This window comes from Halopseudomonas sp. L-58, assembly GCF_056859475.1.
In genome coordinates this window covers 148,741-171,918 of record NZ_JBSXON010000075.1, presented here as the reverse complement: position 1 = coordinate 171,918, position 23,178 = coordinate 148,741, and the positions used below count along the sequence as shown (strand labels likewise).

22 protein-coding genes, 2 pseudogenes and 1 riboswitch are annotated in these 23,178 nt (G+C 62.2%); of the genes and pseudogenes, 19 read left to right on the top strand and 5 right to left on the bottom strand.

Going from position 1 to position 23,178, the window contains the following annotated elements:
* Positions 1 to 248 precede the first annotated feature (248 nt).
* Both AC13EY_RS15180 and AC13EY_RS15175 read left to right on the top strand, forming a co-directional pair.
* Entirely contained in the window at positions 249 to 887 is a 639-nt protein-coding gene (locus tag AC13EY_RS15180) for a hypothetical protein (protein WP_482877081.1), read from the top strand.
* Entirely contained in the window at positions 871 to 1,299 is a 429-nt protein-coding gene (locus tag AC13EY_RS15175; protein ID WP_482877083.1) for a hypothetical protein, read from the top strand. Before AC13EY_RS15180 ends, AC13EY_RS15175 begins: the two co-directional genes overlap by 17 nt.
* A gap of 96 nt (positions 1,300 to 1,395) precedes the next feature.
* Here AC13EY_RS15175 and AC13EY_RS15170 read toward each other — a convergent pair whose 3' ends face one another.
* A complete protein-coding gene (locus AC13EY_RS15170; RefSeq protein WP_323133563.1) occupies positions 1,396 to 1,788 on the bottom strand; it encodes an MbcA/ParS/Xre antitoxin family protein in 393 nt (130 codons plus the stop codon).
* Positions 1,789 to 1,840: 52 nt separating this feature from the next.
* Here AC13EY_RS15170 and AC13EY_RS15165 point away from each other — a divergent pair, with 52 nt between their 5' ends.
* The gene (locus AC13EY_RS15165) at positions 1,841 to 2,398 is read left to right on the top strand and encodes an HAD domain-containing protein (protein ID WP_228246811.1); all 558 of its coding nucleotides are present in this window, start codon (positions 1,841 to 1,843) and stop codon (positions 2,396 to 2,398) included.
* Positions 2,395 to 3,072 carry a metallophosphoesterase gene (locus tag AC13EY_RS15160; protein WP_228246810.1) on the top strand — a complete coding sequence of 226 codons (678 nt, stop codon included), beginning with the start codon at positions 2,395 to 2,397 and terminating at the stop codon, positions 3,070 to 3,072. The genes AC13EY_RS15165 and AC13EY_RS15160 overlap by 4 nt, the downstream gene beginning before the upstream one ends.
* Before the next feature lie 444 nt (positions 3,073 to 3,516).
* On the opposite strand, the pseudogene AC13EY_RS15155 reads toward AC13EY_RS15160, so the two are convergent.
* A pseudogene (locus tag AC13EY_RS15155) lies at positions 3,517 to 4,195 on the bottom strand (IS21 family transposase); the annotation flags it as partial.
* Between the two features lie 543 nt (positions 4,196 to 4,738).
* Positions 4,739 to 5,086: a DUF5064 family protein gene (locus AC13EY_RS15150; RefSeq protein ID WP_228246809.1), complete on the bottom strand. Its 348-nt coding sequence runs from the start codon at positions 5,084 to 5,086 to the stop codon at positions 4,739 to 4,741.
* Positions 5,087 to 5,246: 160 nt separating this feature from the next.
* A riboswitch (cobalamin riboswitch) is annotated at positions 5,247 to 5,476 on the top strand.
* A 121-nt stretch (positions 5,477 to 5,597) separates the two neighbouring features.
* Between AC13EY_RS15150 and btuB the strand changes: the two genes are divergently transcribed.
* The 13 genes and pseudogenes from btuB to AC13EY_RS15085 all read left to right on the top strand — a co-directional run bounded on the left by btuB (position 5,598) and on the right by AC13EY_RS15085 (position 17,636).
* Entirely contained in the window at positions 5,598 to 7,400 is a 1,803-nt protein-coding gene (gene btuB, locus AC13EY_RS15145; protein ID WP_228246808.1) for a TonB-dependent vitamin B12 receptor, read from the top strand.
* Positions 7,401 to 7,502: 102 nt separating this feature from the next.
* Positions 7,503 to 8,078 carry a hypothetical protein gene (locus tag AC13EY_RS15140; protein ID WP_228246807.1) on the top strand — a complete coding sequence of 192 codons (576 nt, stop codon included), beginning with the start codon at positions 7,503 to 7,505 and terminating at the stop codon, positions 8,076 to 8,078.
* Positions 8,075 to 8,686: a cob(I)yrinic acid a,c-diamide adenosyltransferase gene (gene cobO / locus AC13EY_RS15135; RefSeq protein WP_228246806.1), complete on the top strand. Its 612-nt coding sequence runs from the start codon at positions 8,075 to 8,077 to the stop codon at positions 8,684 to 8,686. Before AC13EY_RS15140 ends, cobO begins: the two co-directional genes overlap by 4 nt.
* A complete protein-coding gene (locus AC13EY_RS15130) occupies positions 8,683 to 9,975 on the top strand; it encodes a cobyrinic acid a,c-diamide synthase CobB (protein WP_228246805.1) in 1,293 nt (430 codons plus the stop codon). Before cobO ends, AC13EY_RS15130 begins: the two co-directional genes overlap by 4 nt.
* Positions 9,972 to 10,619, top strand: coding sequence for a 5,6-dimethylbenzimidazole synthase (gene bluB / locus AC13EY_RS15125; RefSeq protein WP_228246804.1), 648 nt, complete (start codon positions 9,972 to 9,974; stop codon positions 10,617 to 10,619). Before AC13EY_RS15130 ends, bluB begins: the two co-directional genes overlap by 4 nt.
* Positions 10,619 to 11,416 (top strand): cobalamin-binding protein, encoded by a 798-nt coding sequence (locus AC13EY_RS15120; protein ID WP_228246803.1) that lies wholly within the window; start codon positions 10,619 to 10,621, stop codon positions 11,414 to 11,416. The genes bluB and AC13EY_RS15120 overlap by 1 nt, the downstream gene beginning before the upstream one ends.
* A pseudogene (gene cbiB, locus AC13EY_RS15115) lies at positions 11,413 to 12,328 on the top strand (adenosylcobinamide-phosphate synthase CbiB). Before AC13EY_RS15120 ends, cbiB begins: the two are co-directional and overlap by 4 nt.
* Positions 12,321 to 13,313 carry a threonine-phosphate decarboxylase CobD gene (gene cobD / locus AC13EY_RS15110; protein WP_228246801.1) on the top strand — a complete coding sequence of 331 codons (993 nt, stop codon included), beginning with the start codon at positions 12,321 to 12,323 and terminating at the stop codon, positions 13,311 to 13,313. The pseudogene cbiB and the gene cobD overlap by 8 nt, the downstream one beginning before the upstream one ends.
* Complete coding sequence (locus AC13EY_RS15105; protein ID WP_228246800.1) at positions 13,310 to 14,770, top strand: cobyric acid synthase; 1,461 nt, start codon at positions 13,310 to 13,312, stop codon at positions 14,768 to 14,770. The genes cobD and AC13EY_RS15105 overlap by 4 nt, the downstream gene beginning before the upstream one ends.
* The gene (gene cobU / locus AC13EY_RS15100) at positions 14,763 to 15,284 is read left to right on the top strand and encodes a bifunctional adenosylcobinamide kinase/adenosylcobinamide-phosphate guanylyltransferase (protein WP_228246799.1); all 522 of its coding nucleotides are present in this window, start codon (positions 14,763 to 14,765) and stop codon (positions 15,282 to 15,284) included. Before AC13EY_RS15105 ends, cobU begins: the two co-directional genes overlap by 8 nt.
* The gene (cobT, locus tag AC13EY_RS15095; RefSeq protein WP_228246798.1) at positions 15,281 to 16,333 is read left to right on the top strand and encodes a nicotinate-nucleotide--dimethylbenzimidazole phosphoribosyltransferase; all 1,053 of its coding nucleotides are present in this window, start codon (positions 15,281 to 15,283) and stop codon (positions 16,331 to 16,333) included. The genes cobU and cobT overlap by 4 nt, the downstream gene beginning before the upstream one ends.
* The gene (gene cobC / locus AC13EY_RS15090) at positions 16,330 to 16,905 is read left to right on the top strand and encodes an alpha-ribazole phosphatase family protein (RefSeq protein ID WP_228246797.1); all 576 of its coding nucleotides are present in this window, start codon (positions 16,330 to 16,332) and stop codon (positions 16,903 to 16,905) included. Before cobT ends, cobC begins: the two co-directional genes overlap by 4 nt.
* Positions 16,902 to 17,636, top strand: coding sequence for an adenosylcobinamide-GDP ribazoletransferase (locus AC13EY_RS15085; RefSeq protein WP_228246796.1), 735 nt, complete (start codon positions 16,902 to 16,904; stop codon positions 17,634 to 17,636). Before cobC ends, AC13EY_RS15085 begins: the two co-directional genes overlap by 4 nt.
* A 222-nt stretch (positions 17,637 to 17,858) precedes the next feature.
* On the opposite strand, the gene AC13EY_RS15080 is transcribed toward AC13EY_RS15085, so the two are convergent.
* Positions 17,859 to 18,896: an AraC family transcriptional regulator gene (locus AC13EY_RS15080; protein WP_228246795.1), complete on the bottom strand. Its 1,038-nt coding sequence runs from the start codon at positions 18,894 to 18,896 to the stop codon at positions 17,859 to 17,861.
* Positions 18,897 to 19,062: 166 nt separating this feature from the next.
* Here AC13EY_RS15080 and AC13EY_RS15075 point away from each other — a divergent pair, with 166 nt between their 5' ends.
* Both AC13EY_RS15075 and AC13EY_RS15070 read left to right on the top strand, forming a co-directional pair.
* Entirely contained in the window at positions 19,063 to 21,099 is a 2,037-nt protein-coding gene (locus AC13EY_RS15075) for an NADPH-dependent 2,4-dienoyl-CoA reductase (RefSeq protein WP_228246794.1), read from the top strand.
* A 232-nt stretch (positions 21,100 to 21,331) separates the two neighbouring features.
* Positions 21,332 to 22,192 carry a hypothetical protein gene (locus AC13EY_RS15070; RefSeq protein WP_228246793.1) on the top strand — a complete coding sequence of 287 codons (861 nt, stop codon included), beginning with the start codon at positions 21,332 to 21,334 and terminating at the stop codon, positions 22,190 to 22,192.
* Positions 22,193 to 22,214: 22 nt separating this feature from the next.
* Here the strand turns inward: AC13EY_RS15070 and AC13EY_RS15065 are convergent, their stop codons facing one another.
* Complete coding sequence (locus tag AC13EY_RS15065; protein WP_228246792.1) at positions 22,215 to 23,120, bottom strand: DUF1853 family protein; 906 nt, start codon at positions 23,118 to 23,120, stop codon at positions 22,215 to 22,217.
* Positions 23,121 to 23,178: the final 58 nt, after the last annotated feature.

The following is a 23,178-nucleotide window of genomic DNA, read 5'->3' as shown; positions in this document are numbered from 1 at the left end:
CCACAGCGAGGGATAGTCGCCGCGATGCTCTTGCACCATCCGCACGGCTCGTTCACGGACTTCAGGGGAAAACTTGTTTGTCTTGTTCATGGCTTCATCTTCTCAGGAGTTGAAGCCTCCGCGAAACCCGGGGCGGTTCAGGTAGAGAGCCGCTGCCGAGAGGAGTTGGCGTTGCTGGCAGACAAGCATGGGCTACTGCACCCGGTTCTCGCTATTTGGCTGGGGAGCGAGCCGATGCTTGGTGAGGAATGAAGGGGCTGTTTATGGAATCAAGCCGAGTACAAGCCGCCGCCCGTAAAGCCTTGATGGCAGCCACCCCCCTTTATCATGCCTGGTCGCCTGAGCAGCAGGAGCTGTTTCGCGCAACCATGAACGACGCGGCCAGTGATAGGGTGGAGGCGGTGCTGCTGAATGAATTGCAGGAGCCCGCCGGCACCGCTGAAAATGCCGGTGAAGAATGGCTTGATCTACCCAATGGCAAGCTTGCATATAACTGGGCGAATCTACTGACCACCGGTATCGGTGAAGACATGATTTGGCTCAACGAGACCATGGCCGAGAATGTCAGCTTGCTCGATTTTGAGACCGTGTATGACTACGACCTTGATGACTACCACTTCCAGAATAAGGAGAGCAGTAGAGAGAACGCGGATTACCAGAAACGGGACTACTATGCGCTACGGTTTTCACTTTGGGCGCGCCTGCTCATCGACGAAAAGCTGCATTACGCCACAATCACCTCGCTGGCCACGCATATAACAGACGAGCTGGAGGATCAGGGGGCAGATATGATCCATCGCCTAATCCCCCATGATTATGTCGAGGGAGAGAAACCACGGAAGGAAGGCAGAGGGTGGTTTTGTCTGGGATATGCGGCTGGATGCTAAGGGGCTGGAGCCGCAGCTTGACGAGCTGAATGAAAGGTGGCGTGAGTACCTACAGCAGCGCTGGGTCGAACTCAGCCAGTCATTCCAAGGGCAGACCCCAGCAGCCTTCATGATGAACACTTGTGAGGATGAGGACTTGCTCGCCCTTTTTGTGTTCAACAACGCCGCGGCTCTTGAGAGCGTTCGGTGGCGCAGCTTTCTCTCTGATTGTCGACAGCAGAAGCGAGAGTTTAGTGAGGTGGAGCACCATGTGAGCGAGGCATGGAGGCAGGCCGAGAACTGGTTGTATGAGGCGCACCGTGACATTCTGCAGAACTTTGACCCTACTGTGACCAAGCTGAGAAAGCAGCGGAAGGTCACAATGGCCCCGGGTGCTTTCGACAGGCTTCTGCAGCGGGATGACGACGATTAAAAAGACGTACTGAATCACACCGGCTTTTACGAAGTCCAGTGAGGGGCCGGAGGGTATCCCAAGGCTTGGCTCTGTTAACGACGAGCCAGGAGCCGATCAGCTTATCAACGCCTCTAAGCAGCGCCGAACTGTCGCCAGATCTGTAATGTTTCCGGTCATCATGTGTTCAATGGGAGCTTGCCCGTTGAAGAGGGGATTGTCATTACAGGTGATCAGCCATCGATCCGCATTGTCAGGGTTGGGGAACAAGATCTGCAGGGATTTATAAATTCCCAGGATGTAGCTTGCTCGTTCAATCAGATCCGTTGAGATGGAAGCACTCTCTGGATGCGCTCGCCAGTTATGAAGGGCTTTCTCATCATGCAGCCCGAGCAGCCTCGCCTGTTGGGTGTCTGTCAGGTGCCACATGTTCAAAATTCGAAAAATCGCCGTGAGAGCTGTCTTTGCGGTTTGACTGTCTTGTTGGATTATTTCGAGGTTTGTAGTCACAGCGTACCCGGTCAATAAAAAACTGAGGGATGCCTGCGGGCAAAGATGCAGTATGCTGCCTATTGAAGCCCTCCCTGATCAAGTTAGCGAGATAAACGTGATTTTATTTCTCGACTATGATGGCGTTCTACATCCTGATGCCGTGTATCGACGACTTAATGGCCAGATCGAGCTGCGAGTCCCGGGCGAGCTATTCATGTGGGCTCTTCTGTTGGAAAAGATTATAGAAGGGTACCCAGAGCTAAGGATCGTACTGTCGACCAGTTGGGCGCGTGTGCTGGGCTTCCGTCGGGCACGCGGATACTTGCCCACCAAACTGGCAGAGCGAGTCATAGGCGCCACATGGCACTCCGCGATGGGTAGAAACAGTCTCGATATCATCGAGTGGGATCACCAAACACGCTTCAAACAAATCTCTGCTTATTTACGCCGTCTACCCACTCCCATTCCGTGGCTGGCCATTGATGATGACTCCGCTGGTTGGCCATCAGAGCAGGCGGACGCCTTGATTCAGACTGACCCTATACTAGGCGTGTCTTGCAGGCATGTGCAGAAAGCCTTGGAGCATCAGCTGGAGTTCATATCCCGAATTTGCGGAGGTGATAGGTGATCAGACCTATTCCTGTCCACCATGAAATCCCAGCCAACCCAATCGGCGAGGATTGGATTTGTTCGGATGTGCATGGAGAATTTCAGCTGCTGATGGAGCTGCTTGTAGGCTCAGGTTTTGAACCTGCCAAGGATAGGTTGTTCATGCTTGGTGATGTGATTGATCGCGGGCCAGAGTCATTACGTGCGCTGGAATGGGTGCTGAACACCTGCTATTGCTACAGTGTGCTTGGTAACCATGAGCTGCTGTTCTGGGCAAGCCACTATCAAGCTGCCTGGGCTGATAAACACTACAGCATTGGTGGGCAGTGGGCGGCTGATTTGGCTCCTGAGCAGCATGGGGTGTTGGCGGAAAAGATCCAGGAAAAGCTATCGCTCACCATGACTTTGAATACAGAGTCAGGGCGTATCGGATTGGTGCACGCGCAAGCCCCGGTGGCCGACTGGCAGCAGCTGGCTACTTTGGAGTTCAGTGAAGGCCTGGCCAAGCACTGTACTTGGGGCGGCAAAAATCTTGAGGGACACAGCGACAACATCCGGAATATCGATTTGGTCGTATCTGGCCATATCGGCTGTGAACGATGGGTAAGACACGGTAATCAGTTATGGATAGACACCATATTGCGAACGGGGAAACCAACCTTAATGAAGGCCCGTAGCTTGCTGGACCTATAACCGTCCCAGTGAGCCTTGCTTGGCTACGGGTTTTCGGGCGTTGGCGAGGCGGGTATATAGCCTGGCTGGGATTCGGTTTGTAGCAGCCACTGCATTTCCAGATACGCTTGTTGCATCTCACTCCGAAGCGACTCGATTTCATTCTGAGCCAATTGATAAGGCTGCGTGATCTGGTGCGGTGGAGTGCTTACTGCATGGGTAGACTTCATTACTCTATTGGTCATGCAAAGAACACTCCCATCTTGCCCAGCGCATTCCGTGCCGCTGATACACATGGAATGTAGTCTCCAGTGGAAGAGGCGTGGTTAAAGCTGTCGGCCTTTCCTGGGCAACTGACTGCTAGATGCTTCACGGCACCCGTTTTATACCTTACCTCCGACAATAGTAGGGAAAGCCAAGGTCTGAGGTCATCTGGGGTGGAGAGTGTGAATATTAAACCTTGGAATGACTCTTCAGCATCGCTGACCTGCCCATCTTTATCTTTCTTTTGTCGCAACCAATTGTATATCTCATAACGATCTCCAGCACCCCGCCGAGGAAGGCGAAGCAGTGGGCGTGGGAGCTCAGCCAGTCCGATAGCTTCTGTGAGCGGGTGGCTTCGGCGACGGTGTAACTGGAAGTGCCGAGCACGTCAACAAACACCTGCATCGGCTGGAACTCGCCGGTGTGACGGTCGATCACCGGCACCGTCTGTCCGCTGGCGTAGTCGACGAAACAGCTTCTCACCAGCGCGGTGCTCCTGACGTATCACCATGTCCAGCTTGCCAGCCTAGGCCCGGTAGTGCTCGCAGAACCAGCTGTACTTGAAGCCCTGAGGTTGTCCATACGGTACTCCTGCCAGAGCAGAGCTAGGGTCACGCCGGGACGGCGCAGCTCGGCATGTACCTTGGCCCAGTCAGGCATAGGCCGCTGTTCGCTGGATACTGCCGGGGCTGGTGGGAACAACTGCTGCTCCAGCTCGGTGTCGGACAGGGAGCAGGGCCAGGTCGGTGAGGCCGCTGGAGGTAAAGTGGTTGAGGTAGTCGCTGATGGTGGCACGACCGACCTGCACGCTGATCGCAATCTGAGGGGCCGATAGCTTGGCCTCAAACTTGAGGCGCAACACCTCTCGAATCTTACGCATGGATAAGCGCTCCACAGTGCCCCCTTTGCTTCGAAAAAGAGGTCAATGATAGTGAGTTAAGCCTGCGTAGCTGCCTGCCCGGAAAGGTGGCCGGATGAGCGTGGAATCCGCAGTGGTGATTTATCGATAAGGTTCTCTTGGCTGTCGGGATGGGCTGCTGCATACTGCGTGGCCTTTGTCAGGTCTGATCGCGCTCCATTAGGCAAGCTGCTCTTCCAGCCATCGTTGCGAGTGCCTGCCTCGATACCACAGGTGTTAAAAGTGACTAAAAATTAGTCACTAAAAACATGGGTTTCCGTGACCGTGACCAGATGATTGCCTTCAAGTGATCTCAATTTGCATCAGCCTGAAAAGCTGATGGGTTGGGATAAAATCCTTTAAAATCAATAGTTGTAAAATAAGGACGATTAACATTTTCTGGCTGGCACGGCCTGTCACGCCGGGGGTCGCGGGTTCGAGTCCCGTCCGCTGCGCCATTATTCAAGAAGCCCCAGTTCGCAAGAACTGGGGTTTTTTTGTGCCTGTTTTTCGGTCGCCTCGGTGCTAGCCCAGATGGCCGGGGTCAATTGGCTCGCCGTTCCAGGCATGCAGCCGCGCGCGGATATCTTCGAACATGGCGTCATATTCATGGTGCGCTTTCAGTGACATGAACTCCGGCGTCAACACCCCGTGGCGGCGCAGAATATGATCGATATTGCTGGCGAAGTTGAACGCCGTATCGCGTGGCAGCGAAAAGTGTTCGTGCACCTCGGCATCGTTAATCGTGCCATCGACGCTGAACTCGACTGCACGGCACTGGTCCGCGATGGTGTAGTGAATGTCGATGCTGAACCCGCTATCGCTGGGTAGCAGGCGCATACGGTTGATATGCAGGTGGCCCGGTTCAAACATGTCTTCCTCCTGGGCAAGGTGGGGACGCTCGACCAGTTATAGGCCTAATTGAGTGTCGGGGAAACTGTTGTGCTGAAAGCGTGGTGCATCCGACAGTCGTTTGGTAGGAGGCGCCGGGGGTATGCCGAGCCCGAGCTTGACAGGGCGGGAGGTGGCCACTACTCTCTGCCGCGCTTCAGGTGCCCTCCATCTCGAGGAGGGTGAAACTGGGAAGCCGGTGCGTCTGCCAGATCAGACAATTCCGGCGCTGCCCCCGCAACGGTAAGCGACGTCCGCCTATTTGGCGAGGCGCCTGATAAACGCCACTGTGCTCGATGCATGGGAAGGCTCAGGTCGCCGGACTCACGTCCACTCGCAAGCCCGGAGACCGGCCTGATGCCTTTCACGACAGTGCGGTGGGCGCTGTAGGTGTACGGCGTCTTCCGTTGTGTTCATGCCGTGTTCCTGCCGTCTCCGTCTGTCCCGATTCGACAATGTCGTACGGGTGGGTACGACGGAGCAACCACACAGCATGACTATTCCTGCACGCGCCCCTCTGGCGCTGGGCCTTATTGGCCTTTCTTCCCTTTCTTTCGCCGGCACCCTGGATCTCGGCAGTGATGTTGTCACTGCCACCCGCACCAGCCAGGCCAGCAGTATCGCAGCCACCACCGTGTTCGAGCGGACCGACATCGAGCGGTTGCAGGTCAATACCGCTGAAGAGCTGCTGCGCCGCGCGACCGGGGTCAACCTGATCAACAACGGCGGCCCGGGCAAAAGTACCTCGCTGCAGATTCGCGGCAGCAACGACAAACACGTGCTGGTGATGATCGACGGCGTGCGTATCGGCTCGGCGACCTCCGGCGTTGCCGCACTGCAGAACCTGCCGGTTGAGCAGATCGAGCGGATCGAGATCGTCCGCGGCCCGCGCTCCAGCCTGTATGGCTCCGAGGCCATTGGCGGGGTGGTGCAGATCTTCACCCGCAAGGGTGGTGATGGCCTGACGCCGTACTTCTCGACCACTGTTGGCAGTCGCCAGCATCGCGCCGCTACTGCCGGTGCGTCCGGTGGGAATGACAACGCCTGGTTCAACCTGGGTGTCAGCAGCCTGGATACCGAAGGCTATGATGCGCGCCCGTCGCGGGAAGTGGACCACGATGGTTACCGTGAGCTGTCGGCCAATCTGTCTGGTGGTTACCGGTTTGCCAACGGCTTGCTGCTGGATGCCAACCTGCTGCAGGTCGAGTCGCACAACGACTACGACTCCGGCAACAAGGCCAACGCCGACAGTGTGCTCAGCGCGTATGGCGTGCGCGCCAAATATTCTCCGGTGTCTTTCTGGGATGTGACGCTGCAGGTCGGCCACAGTGAGGACAAGAACGAGAACTTCAAGGGCAGCACCTTTGACACGCGTTATGACACGCGACGCGACAGTGCCAGCTGGCAGAACGATTTTGCCCTGAGCGAAAACCAGTTGCTCACCGTCGGTTACGACTGGCAGCAAGACAGCATCAGCAGCAGCGTCGATTACCCCGAGGACAGCCGCTACAACCACGGCCTGTTTGCCCAGTACCTGCTGCACGCCGGCCGTCACGAATGGCAGCTGGGGCTGCGCCACGACGACAACGAGGCTTACGGTGAGCACACCACCGGCAGTGTCGGTTACGGCTATGCGCTGACCGACAGCATCAGCCTGACCTCCAGCTATGGCACGGCCTTCAGCGCGCCGACCTTCAACCAGTTGTATTTCCCCGGTTACGGCAATCCAGCTATTCAGGCGGAAACCTCGCGCAACCTGGAAGTGGGCCTGCGTGGCCAGCACCGCTGGGGCAGCTGGTCGGCCAACGCCTTCCGCAATGATATCGACGACATGATTGCCAGTGTCCGCGTGGGTGGGGTGTCGATGGCCGAGAACGTCGACAAGGCGCGCATTACCGGTCTGGAACTGGAAGTGCTGACCCAGCAGCTGGGCTGGAGCTGGCAGGCCAACCTGACCCTGCAGGACCCTGAGAACCGCTCCAGCAGCGCTGATGACGACCTGCTGCTGCGCCGCGTGCCGGAGCAAATCTTCAACCTGGATGTCGACCGCCGCTTCGGCCGTATCGGCCTGGGGGCGAGTGTTCATGCTGAGGGGCGGCGCTGGGACAACGCCACCAACACCAGCGACCTGCATGGCTACAACACGGTTGAGCTGCGGGCCGAGTATTGGCTCAGCCATGCCTGGCGCGTTCAGGCGCGGGTCAGCAACCTGTTCGACAACGAGTATGAAACCGCCGCGACCTACACGCAGCCGGGCCGCGCTGGGTACCTGACCCTGCGTTATCAGCCGCTGTAATCGCGTTGTTTGACTGGCGCCGCCGTTCGCGGCGGCGCCCTGAATAAAAAGCCGGGCAGTGCCCGGCACTGACGTTTGGATAAACCGCAAAGGAGAAAGGCTGTGCTGAAAACCTCGAAACATACCCAACTGGTGGTTGGCGCGCTGCTGCTGGCGCTGATGATCATGACGCGCGGTAGCCACTTCCCGCAGCTCAACCTGCCAAGCGCCTCCTGGGCGGTGTTTTTCCTGGTCGGCGTGCTGCTGCGCCCGGTTTGGGCCTACCCGCTGTTCTTTGCAGTCGCTTTTGCAGTGGACGTGATGACGGTCGGCTGGGTAAATGCCGGTCACCACTGCATGACTATCGCCTACTGGGCGCTGCTGCCCGGTTACGCCGCACTCTGGTTCGGCGGCCGGATGTACGCTGGCTGGCACCGTGACCAGGCTTCTTCGCTGCTGGTTCTGGTGCCGACCATGATGCTCAGTGCGCTGGTCTGTCAGGTCTTCACCAGCGGCGGCTTCTACTGGTTCTCCGGCCGCTACGCCGAACCGACCTTCGCCGGCATGATCGAGCGCCTGGCCCATTACTACCCGTCCTACTTGAGCACTATGGCCGCGTACGTTGCTGTGGCGGTGGTTCTTTACGTGGGCGCGCGCAGCGCCGCTGCGCTGTTCGGTAACGCGAGCCAGCGCGCATGAGTGAGTCTGCCGAGCGCGATCAGCGCCACCGCGAGCGCATGCAGCGCAAGAAGCAGGTGGTCGATCAGAAAATCGCCCAGGCACCCGACGAGCGCGGTGTGCTGCTGGTGCTGACCGGCAATGGCAAGGGCAAGAGCAGCTCCGGTTTCGGCATGGCTGCTCGGGCGCTGGGACATGGTCTGCGTGTCGGCATCGTGCAGTTCATCAAGGGCGCGCGCAGCACCGGTGAGGAGACCTTCTTCCGGCGCTTTCCCGATGAGGTGCGCTATCACGTCATGGGCGCCGGCTTCACCTGGGAAACCCAGGATCGGCAGGACGATATCGCCAAGGCCGAGGCCGCCTGGGCCGTTGCAGTCAAGCTGATGCGCGATCCACAGGTCGCGCTGGTGCTGCTGGACGAGCTGAATATCGCGCTGAAATACGGTTACCTGCAGCTCGATCAGGTGATTGCCGATATTCAGGCGCGACCGGCGCATCAGCATGTGGTGGTCACCGGACGCGGTGCGCCACCGGCGCTGGTTGAAGCAGCCGATACCGTGACGGAGATGGGCATGACCAAACACGCCTTCAAGGCGGGTATCAAGGCGCAGAAGGGGGTGGAGTTTTGACCGCGCGTAGCTGTCCGGCGATGCTGATCGCCGCGCCTGCCTCGGGGCAGGGCAAAACCACGGTAACCGCCGCGCTGGCGCGCCTGCACAGCCGGCAGGGCCGCAAGGTGCGGGTGTTCAAATGTGGCCCGGACTTTCTCGATCCGATGATTCTGCAGGCCGCCAGTGGTGCGCCGGTATATCAGCTGGACCTTTGGATGGTGGGTCTTGAGCAGTCGCGTCGGCTGCTCTGGGAAGCGGCGGCCGAGGCTGATCTGATCCTGATTGAAGGGGTTATGGGGCTGTTCGACGGTACGCCCTCTGCGGCCGACCTTGCCCGTGAGTTTGGCGTGCCGGTACTGGGCGTGATCGATGGCTCCGGCATGGCGCAAACCTTTGCGGCAATGGCCTGGGGACTGGCGAACTTCCAGCCGGATCTCGGCTTTGCCGGGGTGCTGGGCAACAAGCTCGGCAGCGTGCGTCATGGCGAGATTCTGCGCGACAGCCTGCCAGACAGCCTGCACTGGTATGGCGGCCTGCCCAGGTCGACAGATATGGAACTGCCCAGCCGGCATCTCGGTCTGGTGCAAGCGGCAGAGTTGCCGGACCTGCTGGCACGGCTGGATGCCGCGGCCGATGCGCTGGAGCAGAGCAGTGGCGCACCCCTGCCGGAACCGGTGAGCTTCCCGGTGCCGAGTGCCGAGGCACTGCAGCCGCTGTTGGCGGGTGTGCGTATCGGAGTGGCGCGAGACCAGGCCTTTGCCTTTGTCTATCAGGCCAATCTGGCGCTGCTGCAGGCAATGGGCGCCGAGCTGATCTTCTTCTCGCCGCTGACCGACGAGACACTGCCGGAGGTGGACAGTGTGTATCTGCCCGGCGGCTATCCCGAGCTGCACGGCGATACGCTGGCTGGCAATGAGGCGATGGCGCAGGCGCTGCACGCGCATCACGCTGCGGGCAAGCCGCTGGTGGCCGAGTGCGGCGGCATGTTGTATCTGTTTGACGCTCTGACCGACCGTGATGGCGTGCAGCACCGCATGGCCGGCCTGCTGCCGGGCAAGGCGGTGATGCAGTTGCGCCTTGCCGCACTGGCGCTGCAGGAGGTGCGCTTGCCCGAGGGCTCGCTGCGCGGCCACACATTCCATCACTCGCTGCTGGATACCCGGCTGGAGCCGCTGGCTCAGGGCGAATGCCCTAACTACCGGCGCACCAGCGAAGCGGTGTTTCGCGACGGCCGACTGACGGCGTCCTACATCCATTTCTACCTGCCGAGTAATCCGCAGGCTGCGGCGGCGCTGTTCCGGCCATGACCCGGCACGCCTTTGACCCGCTGGAGCGTGACGCGGTGTACCGGGCCATTCGCGAGCGCCGCGACATGCGCCACTTTGCTGCGGGCGAGGTACCGGAGGAGCAACTGCTGCGGTTGCTGCAGGCCGCGCATCAGGCCCCGAGTGTCGGCCTGATGCAGCCGTGGCGCTTTGTGCGTATTACCCGTCAGGCGCTGCGCGAGTCGATCCATCAGTTGGTCGAGCAGGAACGGCTGGAGACGGCGCGTGCCCTGGGCGAGCGGGAGGACGAGTTCATGCGGCTCAAGGTCGAAGGGGTGCTGAGCTGCGCTGAACTGCTGGTCGCGGCGTTGCCACCGGGGCGCGAGGCGCATGTGTTTGGTCGCAGGACCATGCCGGACATGGATCTGGCCTCGGTTGCCTGCGCCATCCAGAACCTCTGGCTGGCGGCGCGGGCAGAGGGGCTGGGGCTGGGCTGGGTCTCGCTGTTTGATCCGCAGGCGCTGGCCGACCTGCTGGCGTTGCCGACGGGTGCGCGCCCGGTCGCGGTGCTCTGTCTGGGCCCGGTCGACGCGTTCTACAGCCGGCCGATGCTGGAGCAGGAGCACTGGACCGAGGCCCGACCGCTGGCAGACATGCTGTTTACCGATCAATGGGAGGAGCGCTGATGAGCGCGTTCGGACCGCAACGTATCGTTTGCCTGTCGACTGAAACCTGCGAAGTGCTCTATGCGCTCGGTGAACAGCAGCGCATTGTCGGCATTTCCGGATTTACCGTGCGGCCCCCGCAGGCGCGCAAGGAAAAACCCAAGATCGGCGCGTTCACCAGCGCCAAGCACGATGAGATTCTCGCTCTGCAGCCGGATCTGGTGCTGGGTTACTGCGACCTGCAGGCAGACATGGTTGCCGACCTGGCGCGGGCAGGGCTGGAAGTTCACCTGTTCAACCAGCGCAGTATTACCGGCATTTTGGCAATGATCAGCACGCTGGGGGCGCTGGTAGGCGCTGCAGATCGCGCCGCAGCGCTGGTTCAGGAGCTGGAAGGGCGCATGGCGGCGGTTGCCGCGCAGGCAGCGGCACTGCCGCGTCGCCCGCGGGTGTATTTCGAGGAGTGGAATGAGCCGCTGATCAGTGGCATCGGCTGGGTCAGCGAACTGATCACCCTGGCCGGTGGCGACGACTGTTTCAGTGATCTGGCCGCACTGCCACGGGCGAAGCAGCGCATCATCGCCGACCCGCTTGAGGTGGTGCGGCGTGCGCCCGATATCATCATCGGTTCGTGGTGCGGCAAGCGCTTTCGCCCTGAACAGGTGGTCGAGCGTGCTGGCTGGGATGCGGTGCCCGCGGTCGCCCAGGCGCAGCTGTTCGAGATCAAATCGGCCGACATTCTGCAGCCGGGGATCGGCGCGCTGACCGACGGGCTGGATCAGCTCGCTGCGCTGATTCGCCAATGGGCGCAGTCATGAGTCTGCTTGGACCGCTGGTGGTGGCCGGGGTCGCGCTGGATGCGCTATTCGGAGAGCCGCGTCGGCATCATCCGCTGGTGGGCTTTGGCAACCTTGCTGCCGGGCTTGAGCGACGTTTGAATACGGCGGCTGGCGGCAGTATCGCCCGCGGTGCGCTGGCCTGGGTGCTGGCCGTGGTGCCGCCGGTGGTGCTGATCTGGTGGCTGGCGGCGCAGCCGCTGATCGGCTGGCTGGTATCGCTGGTCTGCCTGTATGCGGCCATCGGCTGGGAAAGCCTGGGCGCCCATGCCCGGCCCGTCGCGCAGGCGCTGGAGCGCGGGGATTTGCCGCGAGCGCGTGAGCTGGTCGGGCGCATGGTCAGCCGCGACACCCGCGCGCTGGACGAGGAGGGTGTGGCCCGCGCCACCGTCGAGTCGGTGCTGGAGAATGGAAGTGATGCGGTGTTTGCGGCGCTGTTCTGGTTTGCTGTGGCCGGCGCCCCTGGTGTTGTTCTGTACCGATTGGCCAACACCCTCGATGCGATGTGGGGTTACCGTTCGCCGCGTTTTCTGCTGTTCGGCCGCGTCGCGGCGCGGCTGGATGATCTGCTCAATTTTATTCCTGCCCGGCTGGTGGCCTTGAGCTACGCCCTGTGTGGCAACGCGCGGCTGGCCTTGCGTTGCTGGCGCAGCCAGGCCCCCCCCGTGGGACAGCCCCAACGCCGGACCGGTGATGGCCGCGGGCGCCGGCGCGCTGGAGCGGGAGTTGGGTGGCCCGGCGATCTATCACGGCGTTATTGAAGAGCGACCGTTGCTCGGCGAGGGGCCACGGGCCACGGCTGTCGACATCGACCGCGCGCTGGCGCTGGTGCGCCGCAGCGTGCTGCTGTGGGTGCTGGTGATCGTATTGATCTGGGGGCTCAGCCATGCTTGAACACGGCGGGCGTTTGCGCGAGGCCGCCCTGCGCTTCAAGCGGCCGGTAGAGCAGTGGCTGGATCTGTCGACCGGGATCGCGCCCTTTGCCTGGCCGGTGCCGGCACTGCCGCAGTCGATCTGGCAGCGGCTGCCCGAAACCGACGACAACCTGTCCGGCGTGGCCTGCGATTATTACGGCGCCCCCGCCGCATTGCCGGTGGCCGGCTCGCAGGCGGCCATTCAGGCGTTGCCGCTCCTGCGGGCAAACAGCCGGGTAGGGGTGCTGGAGCCGACCTATGCCGAACACACCGAGGCCTGGCGCCGGGCCGGGCACGCGGTGCGCAGCGTTACGCAGGCGGAGCTGCCGCAACTGCTCGGTGAGCTCGACGTGCTGGTGGTCGTGAACCCCAATAATCCCACCGGCCGGCGACTGGACGCTGAACAGCTGCTTGGCTGGCACGCCGAGTTGGCCGCCCGCGCCGGCTGGCTGGTGGTCGATGAAGCCTTTATGGATGTTACCCCCGAGCACAGCCTTGGTGGGTATACCGACCGTGCTGGACTGATCGTGCTGCGTTCTTTGGGCAAGTTTTTTGGTTTGGCCGGCGTGCGGCTGGGCTTTGCCTTGGCCCAGCCAGCGCTGCTCAACGAGTTGGAGCAGCAGCTTGGTCCCTGGGCCGTGAGCGGGCCCGCGCGGGCGGTTGGCCTTGCCGCGTTGTTGGATGCCGGCACCCAGCAGCTTTGGCGATATCGGCTGAGAGCTGCCAGCGAGCGACTCGATGCGCTGTTGGCCCGGGCCGGTCTGAGCGGTGGCGCGGGCTGCGCCCTGTTCCAGTGGCGCGAATCTGAGTGTGCCGAACGGATTTATTTGAATCTGGCCCGGCAGGGCGTGTTGGTGCGCCTGTTTCCGGCCCTCAACGGACTGCGTTTTGGCCTGCCCCATCATCAGCGTGACTGGGAACGACTGGAGCAGGCCCTGAATACAAGCATGAGACAACGCAAATGACGACGCTGATGGTGCAGGGCACCACCTCCGATGCCGGCAAAAGTACGCTGGTCAGCGCCTTGTGCCGCTGGCTGGTCCGCCAGAACGTGGTGGTGGTGCCGTTCAAACCGCAGAATATGGCGCTGAATGCCGCAGTGACCACCAATGGCGGCGAGATTGGCCGGGCACAGGCGGTGCAGGCGCAGGCCGCGCGGCTGCCGACCCACACCGACATGAACCCGATTCTGCTCAAGCCCAATACCGACGTGGGCGCGCAGGTAATCATCAACGGCCATCCGATCGGCAGCATGGATGCGGTGAGCTACCACGCCTACAAGCCGACCGCGATGCAGGCGGTGCTGGCAGCCCATGGACGCCTTTGCGAGTGGGCGCAGGTGGTGATGGTGGAGGGCGCCGGTTCGCCGGCCGAGATCAATTTGCGTGAAGGCGATATCGCCAATATGGGCTTTGCCGAGGCGGTTGATTGCCCGGTGATCATCGTTGCCGACATCGATAAGGGCGGGGTATTCGCGCACCTGGCCGGCACGCTGGCGCTGCTGTCCGAATCAGAGCAGGCCCGGGTAAGGGGCTTTGTCATCAACCGTTTCCGTGGCGACATCGCGCTGCTAGAACCGGGGGTGCGGTGGCTGGAGCAGTACACCGGCAAACCGGTGCTCGGCGTGCTGCCGTACCTGCACGACCTGCATCTGGAAGCCGAAGACGCGGTCGAGACGCGGCAGGTCGGCGGCGCTGCCGATGCGCTGCGCGTAGTCGTGCCGGTGCTGCCGCGCATCAGCAATCACACCGATTTTGACCCGTTGCGCCTGCATCCGCAGGTTGACCTGCAGTTTATTTCGGCCGGGCAGAGGCTGCCGCCGGCTGACCTGATCATTCTGCCCGGCTCCAAGAGCGTACGGGCGGATCTGCGCCATCTGCGTGCGCAGGGCTGGGATCAGGATATCGCCCGCCATCTGCGCTACGGCGGCCGGGTGCTGGGTATCTGCGGCGGCTTTCAGATGCTTGGCCGCCGGATCGACGATCCGCTGGGGCTCGAGGGGCAGGCTGGCTCCGAGCCGGGGCTGGGTTTGCTGACGATGAGCACCGAGCTGCGCGCGCAAAAACAGTTGCGCAACGTAATCGGACGTCTGCGTCTCGATCACGCCGAGGTCAGCGGCTACGAAATTCACGCCGGCATCAGCGAGGGCGAGGCGCTGGAGAATCCACTGGTGCTGCTGGATGACGACCGGGCCGACGGAGCCCTGAGTGACGACGGGCAAGTGGCTGGCACCTATCTGCACGGGTTGTTCGAGTCGCCGGCGGCGCAGCAGGCGCTGCTTGGCTGGGCGGGGCTGCGGGCGGCACAGGGTGTGGACTACGCCGGCCTGCGCGAACGCGACCTGGATCGGCTCGCCGATCTGGTCGAACAGCATCTGGATACCGCTGCCCTGCGCGAGCTGTGCGGGGTGGCCCATGGCTGAGTTGATACTCGGTGGTGCGCGCTCCGGCAAGAGCCGATATGCCGAGCGGCGGGCAACTGAAAGCGGGTTGGAGGTGGTGTATATCGCCACCTGCCAGCCGCGCGATGCGGAGATGCGCGAGCGCATCGAACGCCACCGCAAGCAGCGCCCGGCCCATTGGGCGCTGGTCGAGGAGCCGCTCGCGCTGGCGCGGATGCTCCGGGAGCAGGCCCGTGAAGATCGCTGCCTGTTGGTCGATTGTCTGACGCTGTGGCTGAGCAACCTGCTGCTGGTCGGCGACCCGCAAGCCTGGGTTCGTGAACGCAGCGCGCTGCTGGAGACGCTGCCTGCGCTGCCGGGGCGGTTGCTGCTGGTGAGCAACGAAACCGGTCTGGGTGTGGTGCCGATGGGCGAGTTGACCCGCCGTTTTGTCGATGAGGCCGGCTGGCTGCATCAGGCGCTGGCGGCAAAGTGTGAGCGGGTGGTGTTCTGCGTTGCGGGCCTGCCGCAGGTGTTGAAAGGAGAGCCGTTGTGAGTGCGTGGTGGCAGCATCCGGCGCAGCCGGTGGATAGAGGGCGCCTGGCGCAGGCGCTGGCGAGAGAGGTGCAACTCACTAAACCGGCCGGCTCGCTTGGGCGACTGGAGCAAATCGCGGCCACACTGGCCAGCCTGCAGCGCTGTGCTGCGCCGCGGCTGGAGCGTATCTGGATCACTATTTTTGCGGCTGATCACGGCATTGCGACGGAGGGAGTATCGGCCTTCCCGCAGGAGGTGACCGGACAGATGCTGGCCAACTTTGCCCGCGGCGGTGCGGCCATCAGCGTGTTGGCGCGGCATCTGGGGGCGCCTCTGGAGCTCGTTGATCTGGGGTTGGCGCACGAGATTGCGCCGCTGCCGGGTGTGCGCCACCTCGGTATGGCGGCGGGCACGGAGAGTTTTCTGCATGGCGCGGCGATGACTGCCGCCCAGTGCGATGCTGCGCTGAGTGCTGGTCAGGAGGCCGTTCAGCGTGCTGTTGAGGACGGTGCCGAGCTCTTTATCGGCGGCGAGATGGGCATCGGTAATACCAGCAGCGCCTGTGCGCTGTCGGCCTTGCTGCTGGATCAGCCGGTGAGCGAGCTGGTGGGCCTGGGTACCGGGCTCACGGCGCTCGGCTTGCGGCACAAGACCAAGATCATCGAGCGCGCGGTCGCCCATCACCGTCCCCATGCCAATGATGCGCTGGAGACCCTGCGCCGGGTTGGCGGGCTGGAAGTCGCGGCGCTGGCCGGTGCCTATATCGCCGCTGCGCAGAACGGGTTGCCGGTGCTGGTGGATGGTTACATCAGCACTGCTGCCGCGCTGTGCGCGGTGCGTATGAATGCCGATGTGCGCAGCTGGCTGTTCTACAGCCATCGTGGTGCCGAGCCAGGCCATCGTCTGCTGCTGCAGGCGCTGGACGCCGAGCCTTTGCTGGCGCTGAACCTGCGGCTGGGGGAGGCTAGCGGTGCGGCACTGGCGGTGCCCCTGCTGCAGGCGGCCTGTCGGCTGCACAATGAAATGGCGACCTTCGCCGAAGCCGCGGTGTCGGGGAGCTTCAAATGAGTTTGAGTCTGCTGTTACTGCGCCACGGCGAGACCGAGTTGGGTGGCGGTCTGCGCGGCAGTCTGGATGACGACCTGACCGAGCAGGGTTGGCAGCAGATGTGGTCGGCGTTGCCGGCGCAGCCCCGGTGGCAGCGCATCGTCAGCTCCCCGCTGCGCCGCTGCGCCCAGTTTGCGCTGCAGCTGAGCCTGCGTGACCGACTGCCTTTGAAGTATGCGGTCGGCCTGCGCGAGCTTCACTTCGGTCAGTGGGAAGGGCGTCATCCACGCGATCTGATGGTCGATCAGGCCGATGCGTTAGCCGCATTCTGGAACGACCCCTATGGTTTTACGCCGCCTGATGGCGAGCCGATGGTGCGATTTTCCGAGCGTGTCTGGGCAGCGTTGGCGCAGCTGGAACGGGAATACGCTGAGCAGACGATCCTGCTGGTCACCCACGGTGGAGTGATGCGATTGCTGCTGGCGGCGGCACGTGGCTTGCCGCCGAGCCAGCTGTTGCAGGTTGAAGTTGAGCACGGCGCGCTGCATCAGCTGCGCTACGCGGGCGGTGCTGTCGAGGAGCTGCGGTCGTGATTGCCTTTGGTCTGGCGCTGCAGTTGCTCAGTCGCATTCCGGTTCGCCTGTGGCGCGCTCCTAATGCACGGGAGTTGGGGCGCTCCGTGCTGTGGTACCCGACGGTGGGCGTGTTGCTCGGGTTGGCGCTGCTGCTGTTGGCTGCATTGCTGGGCGACCTTGACGCTCCGCTCAAGGCGGCGTTGCTGCTGGTGTTCTGGGTCTGGTTCAGCGGTGGGCTGCATCTGGATGGGCTGGCCGATACGGCGGACGCCTGGGTTGGCGGCATGGGCAGCGTCGAACGCACGCTGGCGATCATGAAAGACCCGGCCTGTGGGCCGATCGGAGTTGTCTCGCTGCTGCTGGTGCTGCTGGTGAAGTGGGCTGCCTTGGTCAGTCTGCTTGAGAAAGGTGCCTGGCTCGCCTTGTTGCTGGTGCCGTGGGTAGCGCGTGGCGCGCTGGCGGGCCTGCTGTTTAGCACGCCTTACGTGCGCCCGCAGGGCATGGGCGCACAACTGGTCGAGCACATGCCGCGGGCGCGCCTGTTGCAGGTACTGGTACTGCATGCCGTGCTGGTGCTGCTGTTTGGCTGGAGCGGGTTGCTGGCGCTGCTGGTAGCGACTTTGCTGACATTGTTCTGGCGTCAGCGCCTGCGTACGCGGATCGGCGGCACCACCGGTGATACCTCAGGCGCGTTGGTGGAAGTGCTGGAGGCGGCGTTGCTGGTGGCGCTGGTTGTGCTGCCTGGCTGATGCAGATCAATTCCTTGGGGAACCTCTGTGGTTATCCTTCATCTGACTGTCATCTGCGGCCGCTAGGGTCGTTACTGCAACAGACACGCAAAGAAGGAAAATCACATGAGTGATTACATTGAAGAGTTGATCGAGCTGCAGTCCCAACAGTGGGACGACGACGTGGAAGATGCCGAAGAGCTGTAACTGCTCTTCGCGTCATTTCTCCAAGTGTATTCCAAGTCATTGTTTTAAATATTCCTCCGCTTTATTTTCTGCAAAGATCGCCTTGCGGTAACTCCCGGGCGCAGCGCCTGTCCAGCGCTTGAAGGCGCGCTGAAACGCCTCCGGCGATGAGAACCCCAGCAGGAAGGAAATCTCCCCCAGCGCCATTTCGGTATCGCGGATGTAGGTCACCGCGAGGTCGCGGCGCATGTCGTCAATGATGTTTTGATAGCCTGTTCCGGCCTCCTGCTGGAGCCGCCGTCGCAGGGTCCAGGCGGGTAGTCCGAGTGTTGTGGCAACCTCTGCCAGCGTTGGCGGCTGGCCATCCAGCTGAGGCGCAACCAGTGTCTCGACCCGCTCACGCAATCCCCGATGGCGGGTCAGTTCGCTCAGGCGCTGCCGGCACAGCTCGCGCAGATCGGCGTGGGTGGCGGCGGCGCTTTGCTCCAACGGCAGGTCGAGGCTACGCGGCTCCCAGACAATCTGGTTGTGTGACTGCTCGAAATGCACAGGACAGCCGAATACCGCTTCATAGCGGGCGGCATAGGGCGGCGCCGGAAACTCGATGTGTACCTCGCGCAGCTGCGCCCTCCCGCCGGTCAGATCACGGCCGATCCGGGCCCGCGCCGCCAGCGCCGAGTCCACCACGAACAGGTTGAACATGTTGTACGGGCTGATCGAGTAAAAGCGCACCGCCGGCGGCTCGAAGCTGGAGTGGCCGCGGTAATTCTGGCTACCCAGCAGCTCGAACTCGATCATGGTGCTGAAGGCGGCACGCAGGGTCGGGGCGCATTGCGCTGCCATGCCGGTCAGGCCGAGGTGGCTGATGCGGCTGGACTGGCCCATCAACAGGCCGATGGCGGGCTCGCGTGTATAGCGAATGGCCGCGTTACCCAGGCGCATGAAACGGGGAATGCTGATGCGGGCGTGGGGCTGGGCGAGCAGCTCGTCGGTGATTCTGAAACGGCTCAACAGTGGCGCCGGGTCGTGGCCGAGTTGCTGTACGACCTCGCGCAGGCTGAGCAGATAACCAACGGAGATATCACCGAGTTTCATGGCGTGTGGGGGTCGCTGTGGAAGGTCGCACGCCAGTGTAATTCAGGGTTATGAAAGTGTCACTTCGGGTTATTGAGTAAGCACCCGGCTGGGCCTATTGTTGGCTCCACAACGAGGCGCCGGACAGGTATCCGCCGCGCCGATCCTGATGATGCCGGAGTAACCGATGAGCGAACAATCTCTGTATCCGCACCTGCTGGCCCCGCTGGACCTGGGCTTTACCACGCTGCGCAACCGTACCCTGATGGGGTCAATGCATACCGGTCTGGAAGAACGCCCGAACGGTTTCAACCGCCAGGCGGCCTACTTTGCCGAGCGCGCCCGTGGGGGTGCCGGCCTTATCGTTACCGGTGGTATTGGTCCGAACGAGGAGGGCTGCGTTGCCCATGGCGCGGCCAAGATGACCACGCCGGAAGAAGCGGCCCAGCACAAGGTGATCACTGACGCTGTGCACGCCGAAGGCGGCAAGATCTGCATGCAGATTTTGCACGCAGGCCGTTACGCCTACAGCCCCAAGCAGGTCTCTGCCAGTGCGGTACAGGCGCCGATCAACCCGTTCACCCCCAAGGAGCTGGACGAGGAAGGGATCGAAAAGCAGATTGCCGACTTTGCCCGCTGCGCCGCACTGGCCAAGGAAGCGGGTTATGACGGCGTCGAAGTCATGGGCTCGGAAGGCTACTTCATCAACCAGTTTCTGGTTGCCCACGTCAACAAGCGTACCGACCGCTGGGGCGGCAGCTACGAGAACCGCATGCGCCTGCCGGTCGAGATCGTGCGCCGCGTACGCGAGGCGGTCGGCCCGGAATTCATCATCATCTATCGCCTGTCGATGCTCGATCTGGTCGAGGGCGGCAGCACCTGGGATGAGATCGTCATGCTCGCCAAGGCGATTGAGAAGGCCGGTGCGACCATCATCAACACCGGTATCGGCTGGCACGAAGCGCGGATTCCGACCATCGCCACCAAGGTGCCGCGTGGTGCCTTCGCCAAGGTGACCGCCAAGCTCAAGGGCGAGGTCTCGATCCCGCTGGTCACCACCAACCGCATCAATACCCCGGAACTGGCCGATCAACTGCTGGCTGACGGCGCGGCTGACATGATCTCCATGGCGCGCCCGTTCCTGGCGGACCCCGAGTTCGTCAACAAGGCTGCTGCTGGCCGTGCCGACGAGATCAATACCTGTATCGGCTGCAATCAGGCCTGCCTGGACCACACCTTTGGCGGCAAGCTGACCAGCTGTCTGGTCAACCCGCGTGCCTGCCACGAGACCGAGCTGAACTTTATCCCGACCACCCAGGTGAAGAACATTGCGGTAGTGGGTGCAGGCCCGGCCGGTCTGGCCGCTGCCACCGTGGCTGCCGAGCGCGGCCATCAGGTCACCCTGTTTGATGCGGCCGACAAGATCGGCGGTCAGTTCAACATCGCCAAGCTTATCCCGGGCAAGGAAGAGTTCTACGAGACCTTGCGTTACTTCGGCAAGCGGATCGAGAACACCGGCGTCAAGCTGGAGCTTAACCGCCGTGTTGATGCGAGCGATCTGACGGAGTTTGACGAAGTCATTCTCGCCACCGGTATCGTGCCGCGTACACCGGATATTCCCGGTATCGACCATCCCAAGGTGATCAGCTATCTGGATGCCATCCTGCAGCGCAAGCCGGTTGGCCATAAGGTCGCCGTGATCGGCGCCGGCGGTATCGGCTTTGACGTTTCGGAGATGATCACCCACCAGGGCACCAGCCCAAGCCAGGATATCGACCTGTTCTGGAAGGAATGGGGTATTGATCCGGAGCTGAAGGCGCGTGGCGGCATTGCCGGCATTACCCCGCAACCGCATCCGCCGGCCCGTGAGGTCTACCTGCTGCAGCGCAAGAACAGCAAGGTCGGCAATGGGCTGGGCAAAACCACCGGCTGGATTCACCGCGCCGGCCTGAAGAGCAAGCAGGTGCAGATGCTCAACTCGGTCAACTATCTGAAGATTGACGACGAGGGCCTGCATATCCGCATTGGCGAAAACGGGGAGCCGAAGGTGTTGCCGGTTGACACCATTATCCTCTGTGCCGGTCAGGAGCCGCTGCGCGAGTTGCAGGATGGCCTGGTTGCCGCCGGCAAGACTGTTCATCTGATCGGCGGCGCCGACGTGGCGGCCGAGCTGGATGCCAAGCGTGCCATCGATCAGGGCTCGCGTCTGGCGGCCGCGCTCTGATCGGCCTGACGTAGTCCGTGCGCAGCGCCCGGTTATCGGGCGCTGCCGTTTGCATCCGTTCTGCGACGGATGTCCGCTTTTTCCCTTCAACAGCGCCGAGCCTGCCGATCGCTTGCCAAGTCGATCACACACCTGAATGAACCTTTTGCCTACACTTGTTGCCTGAGAAATCGCGGGGTGCATTCGCCCTGAAAAAGGCGCACATTGATGCTCGGGGCAAGGAGAAAAGGTCATGAATACGCCAACAAAGCCGCTGTTGACCGAGGCGGTCATGTTCTTTTCGGAGCGGGGCATCTGCAAGGAGATGCTGTTCCCCGAGTTCGAGGCATTGCTGGATGGTCTGGTGGCAGCACCCGAGCACGCCGATGAAACCGTGCAGGCGGTGTTTCTGCAGATCAATACCCGGCTGCACGTGCGCGCTGCGGTGTTCTTCAATATCGACTTTGACCTCGATGGCTACGTCAATCGCCTGTGGAACCTGCCGCTGCGGCAAATCGCCGAGCGCGGTGATCGCGGCCCGGATATGGGCGGCGGCCCGATTCGGCTGGTCTGTCTCGGGTTCAACAAGCAGCCGCAGTATCGGGCAATGCTGTGGAAGCCGGGCACGCGCGGCAACAGCAATGATCTGGCGCTGGTCAAGGAAGCTGTTGCCAACAACGCACTGGGTATTCTTGGCGAGGATGAGGAGGCGATTCGCTACATCGCGCCCGAGCGCCTGCACATGGCGGCCGAAGACACCTGGTACGGTGGCGGGCAGGTCAATGATGTGGATGACCTCATCCCGTTGACGTCCACGCGACCTGTGGCACCGAGTGGTGCAGGCGAGCTTCAGCAACTGCGTGAACAGCATGCGCGGGAAGTACGCGACCTGCGCCAGCAGATCGATACGCTGACTACGCGAATCAAGGCCATGGCCATCGAGAAGGATCAGGCACTGGTCGAGCTCAAAGGCATCCACGCTGATCATCTCGAGATTGTTCAGGGCGAGTTGCTGGACATCAAGCAGGAACTGGCGGAGCAGCAGCGGATCAACGCTGCCCTCAAGCGTGAGCTGGGCAAGGTGCAAAATCGGACCGCAAGCGATCACGAATAACCTCCGCAGCGCCAGGGCGGGTTCAGCCGTTCGGCCAGTTATTACCTACACATAGCAGTCGTTCGCTTGCCAGTGGTGGCTGGTCCGCAGTACAGAACATCACGGCGCGGCGCTCTCCTGCGCGCTCGCTTATTCTGCCCATCTGATGTACGTCCAGATCTGCTCCGCTTTCTGGCTCAGGCGGCATCAACCACGCCTTGTGAGCCATGGGTTGCCAGCGATGCGTGGGGGCCAGCGATTTCAACTCATGTTGATGACACCAGTGCAGCGGTGCGGCGGGCGGTTGCTGACCCTCTACCGGAGGTACCTGCCGCAGCAGGTGCTGAAACAGCCCTCCCTGCAGCCAGGCGGCCGAGCAGTCCGGCAGGGGCAGCGCGCGATGGGCCGTCGCCAGTTCCGGTAGTCGCGCCGCCAGCGGCAGCTGGTGTTCACGCAGCCGCTGCAGTTTGCTGGCCAGATTGTCGCGCGGATCCACGCCCCACCAGATAGCAGGATCACTGACAGCACTGTCAGTTGAATGCAGCTCGGGTCTGGCGAGATAAAACTTGATCGCCAGTTCGAGGTGAACCACGGCGCCATCGGCCGCCTCAATGATCAGGTCCAGTTCGCCATAGGTGTGCGCGCCGTCACGCAGGGCCAGATTGTGGGCCAGGATGCGGGTGTCGGGAGCAAGGCTGAGCAGGGCATGCCAGAGGCGTTCGTAATAATTGCCCAGACGACGGTCCGGTGATTCGCCGAGCAGCGCGTCGAGCGCAGCAGGGGCCTGGTCCAGGGTCTGCAGGGCGTGCAGCAATTGCTCGGGATCGTCCCGCCATGCGCTGCCTTGCAGCGGGTCGCGCATGGGCAGCAGCCGGTCGTTGAGCAGGGGCGGGCTGAAGGCAATCCAGGCCATGTCGCGGACGCTGGCGTGTGCAAAGACGGGCAGCATGAAACCTCTCGTATTTGCCAGCCCAGGCTGGCTGCGGAATAATCGGCGCTCGTCCGCT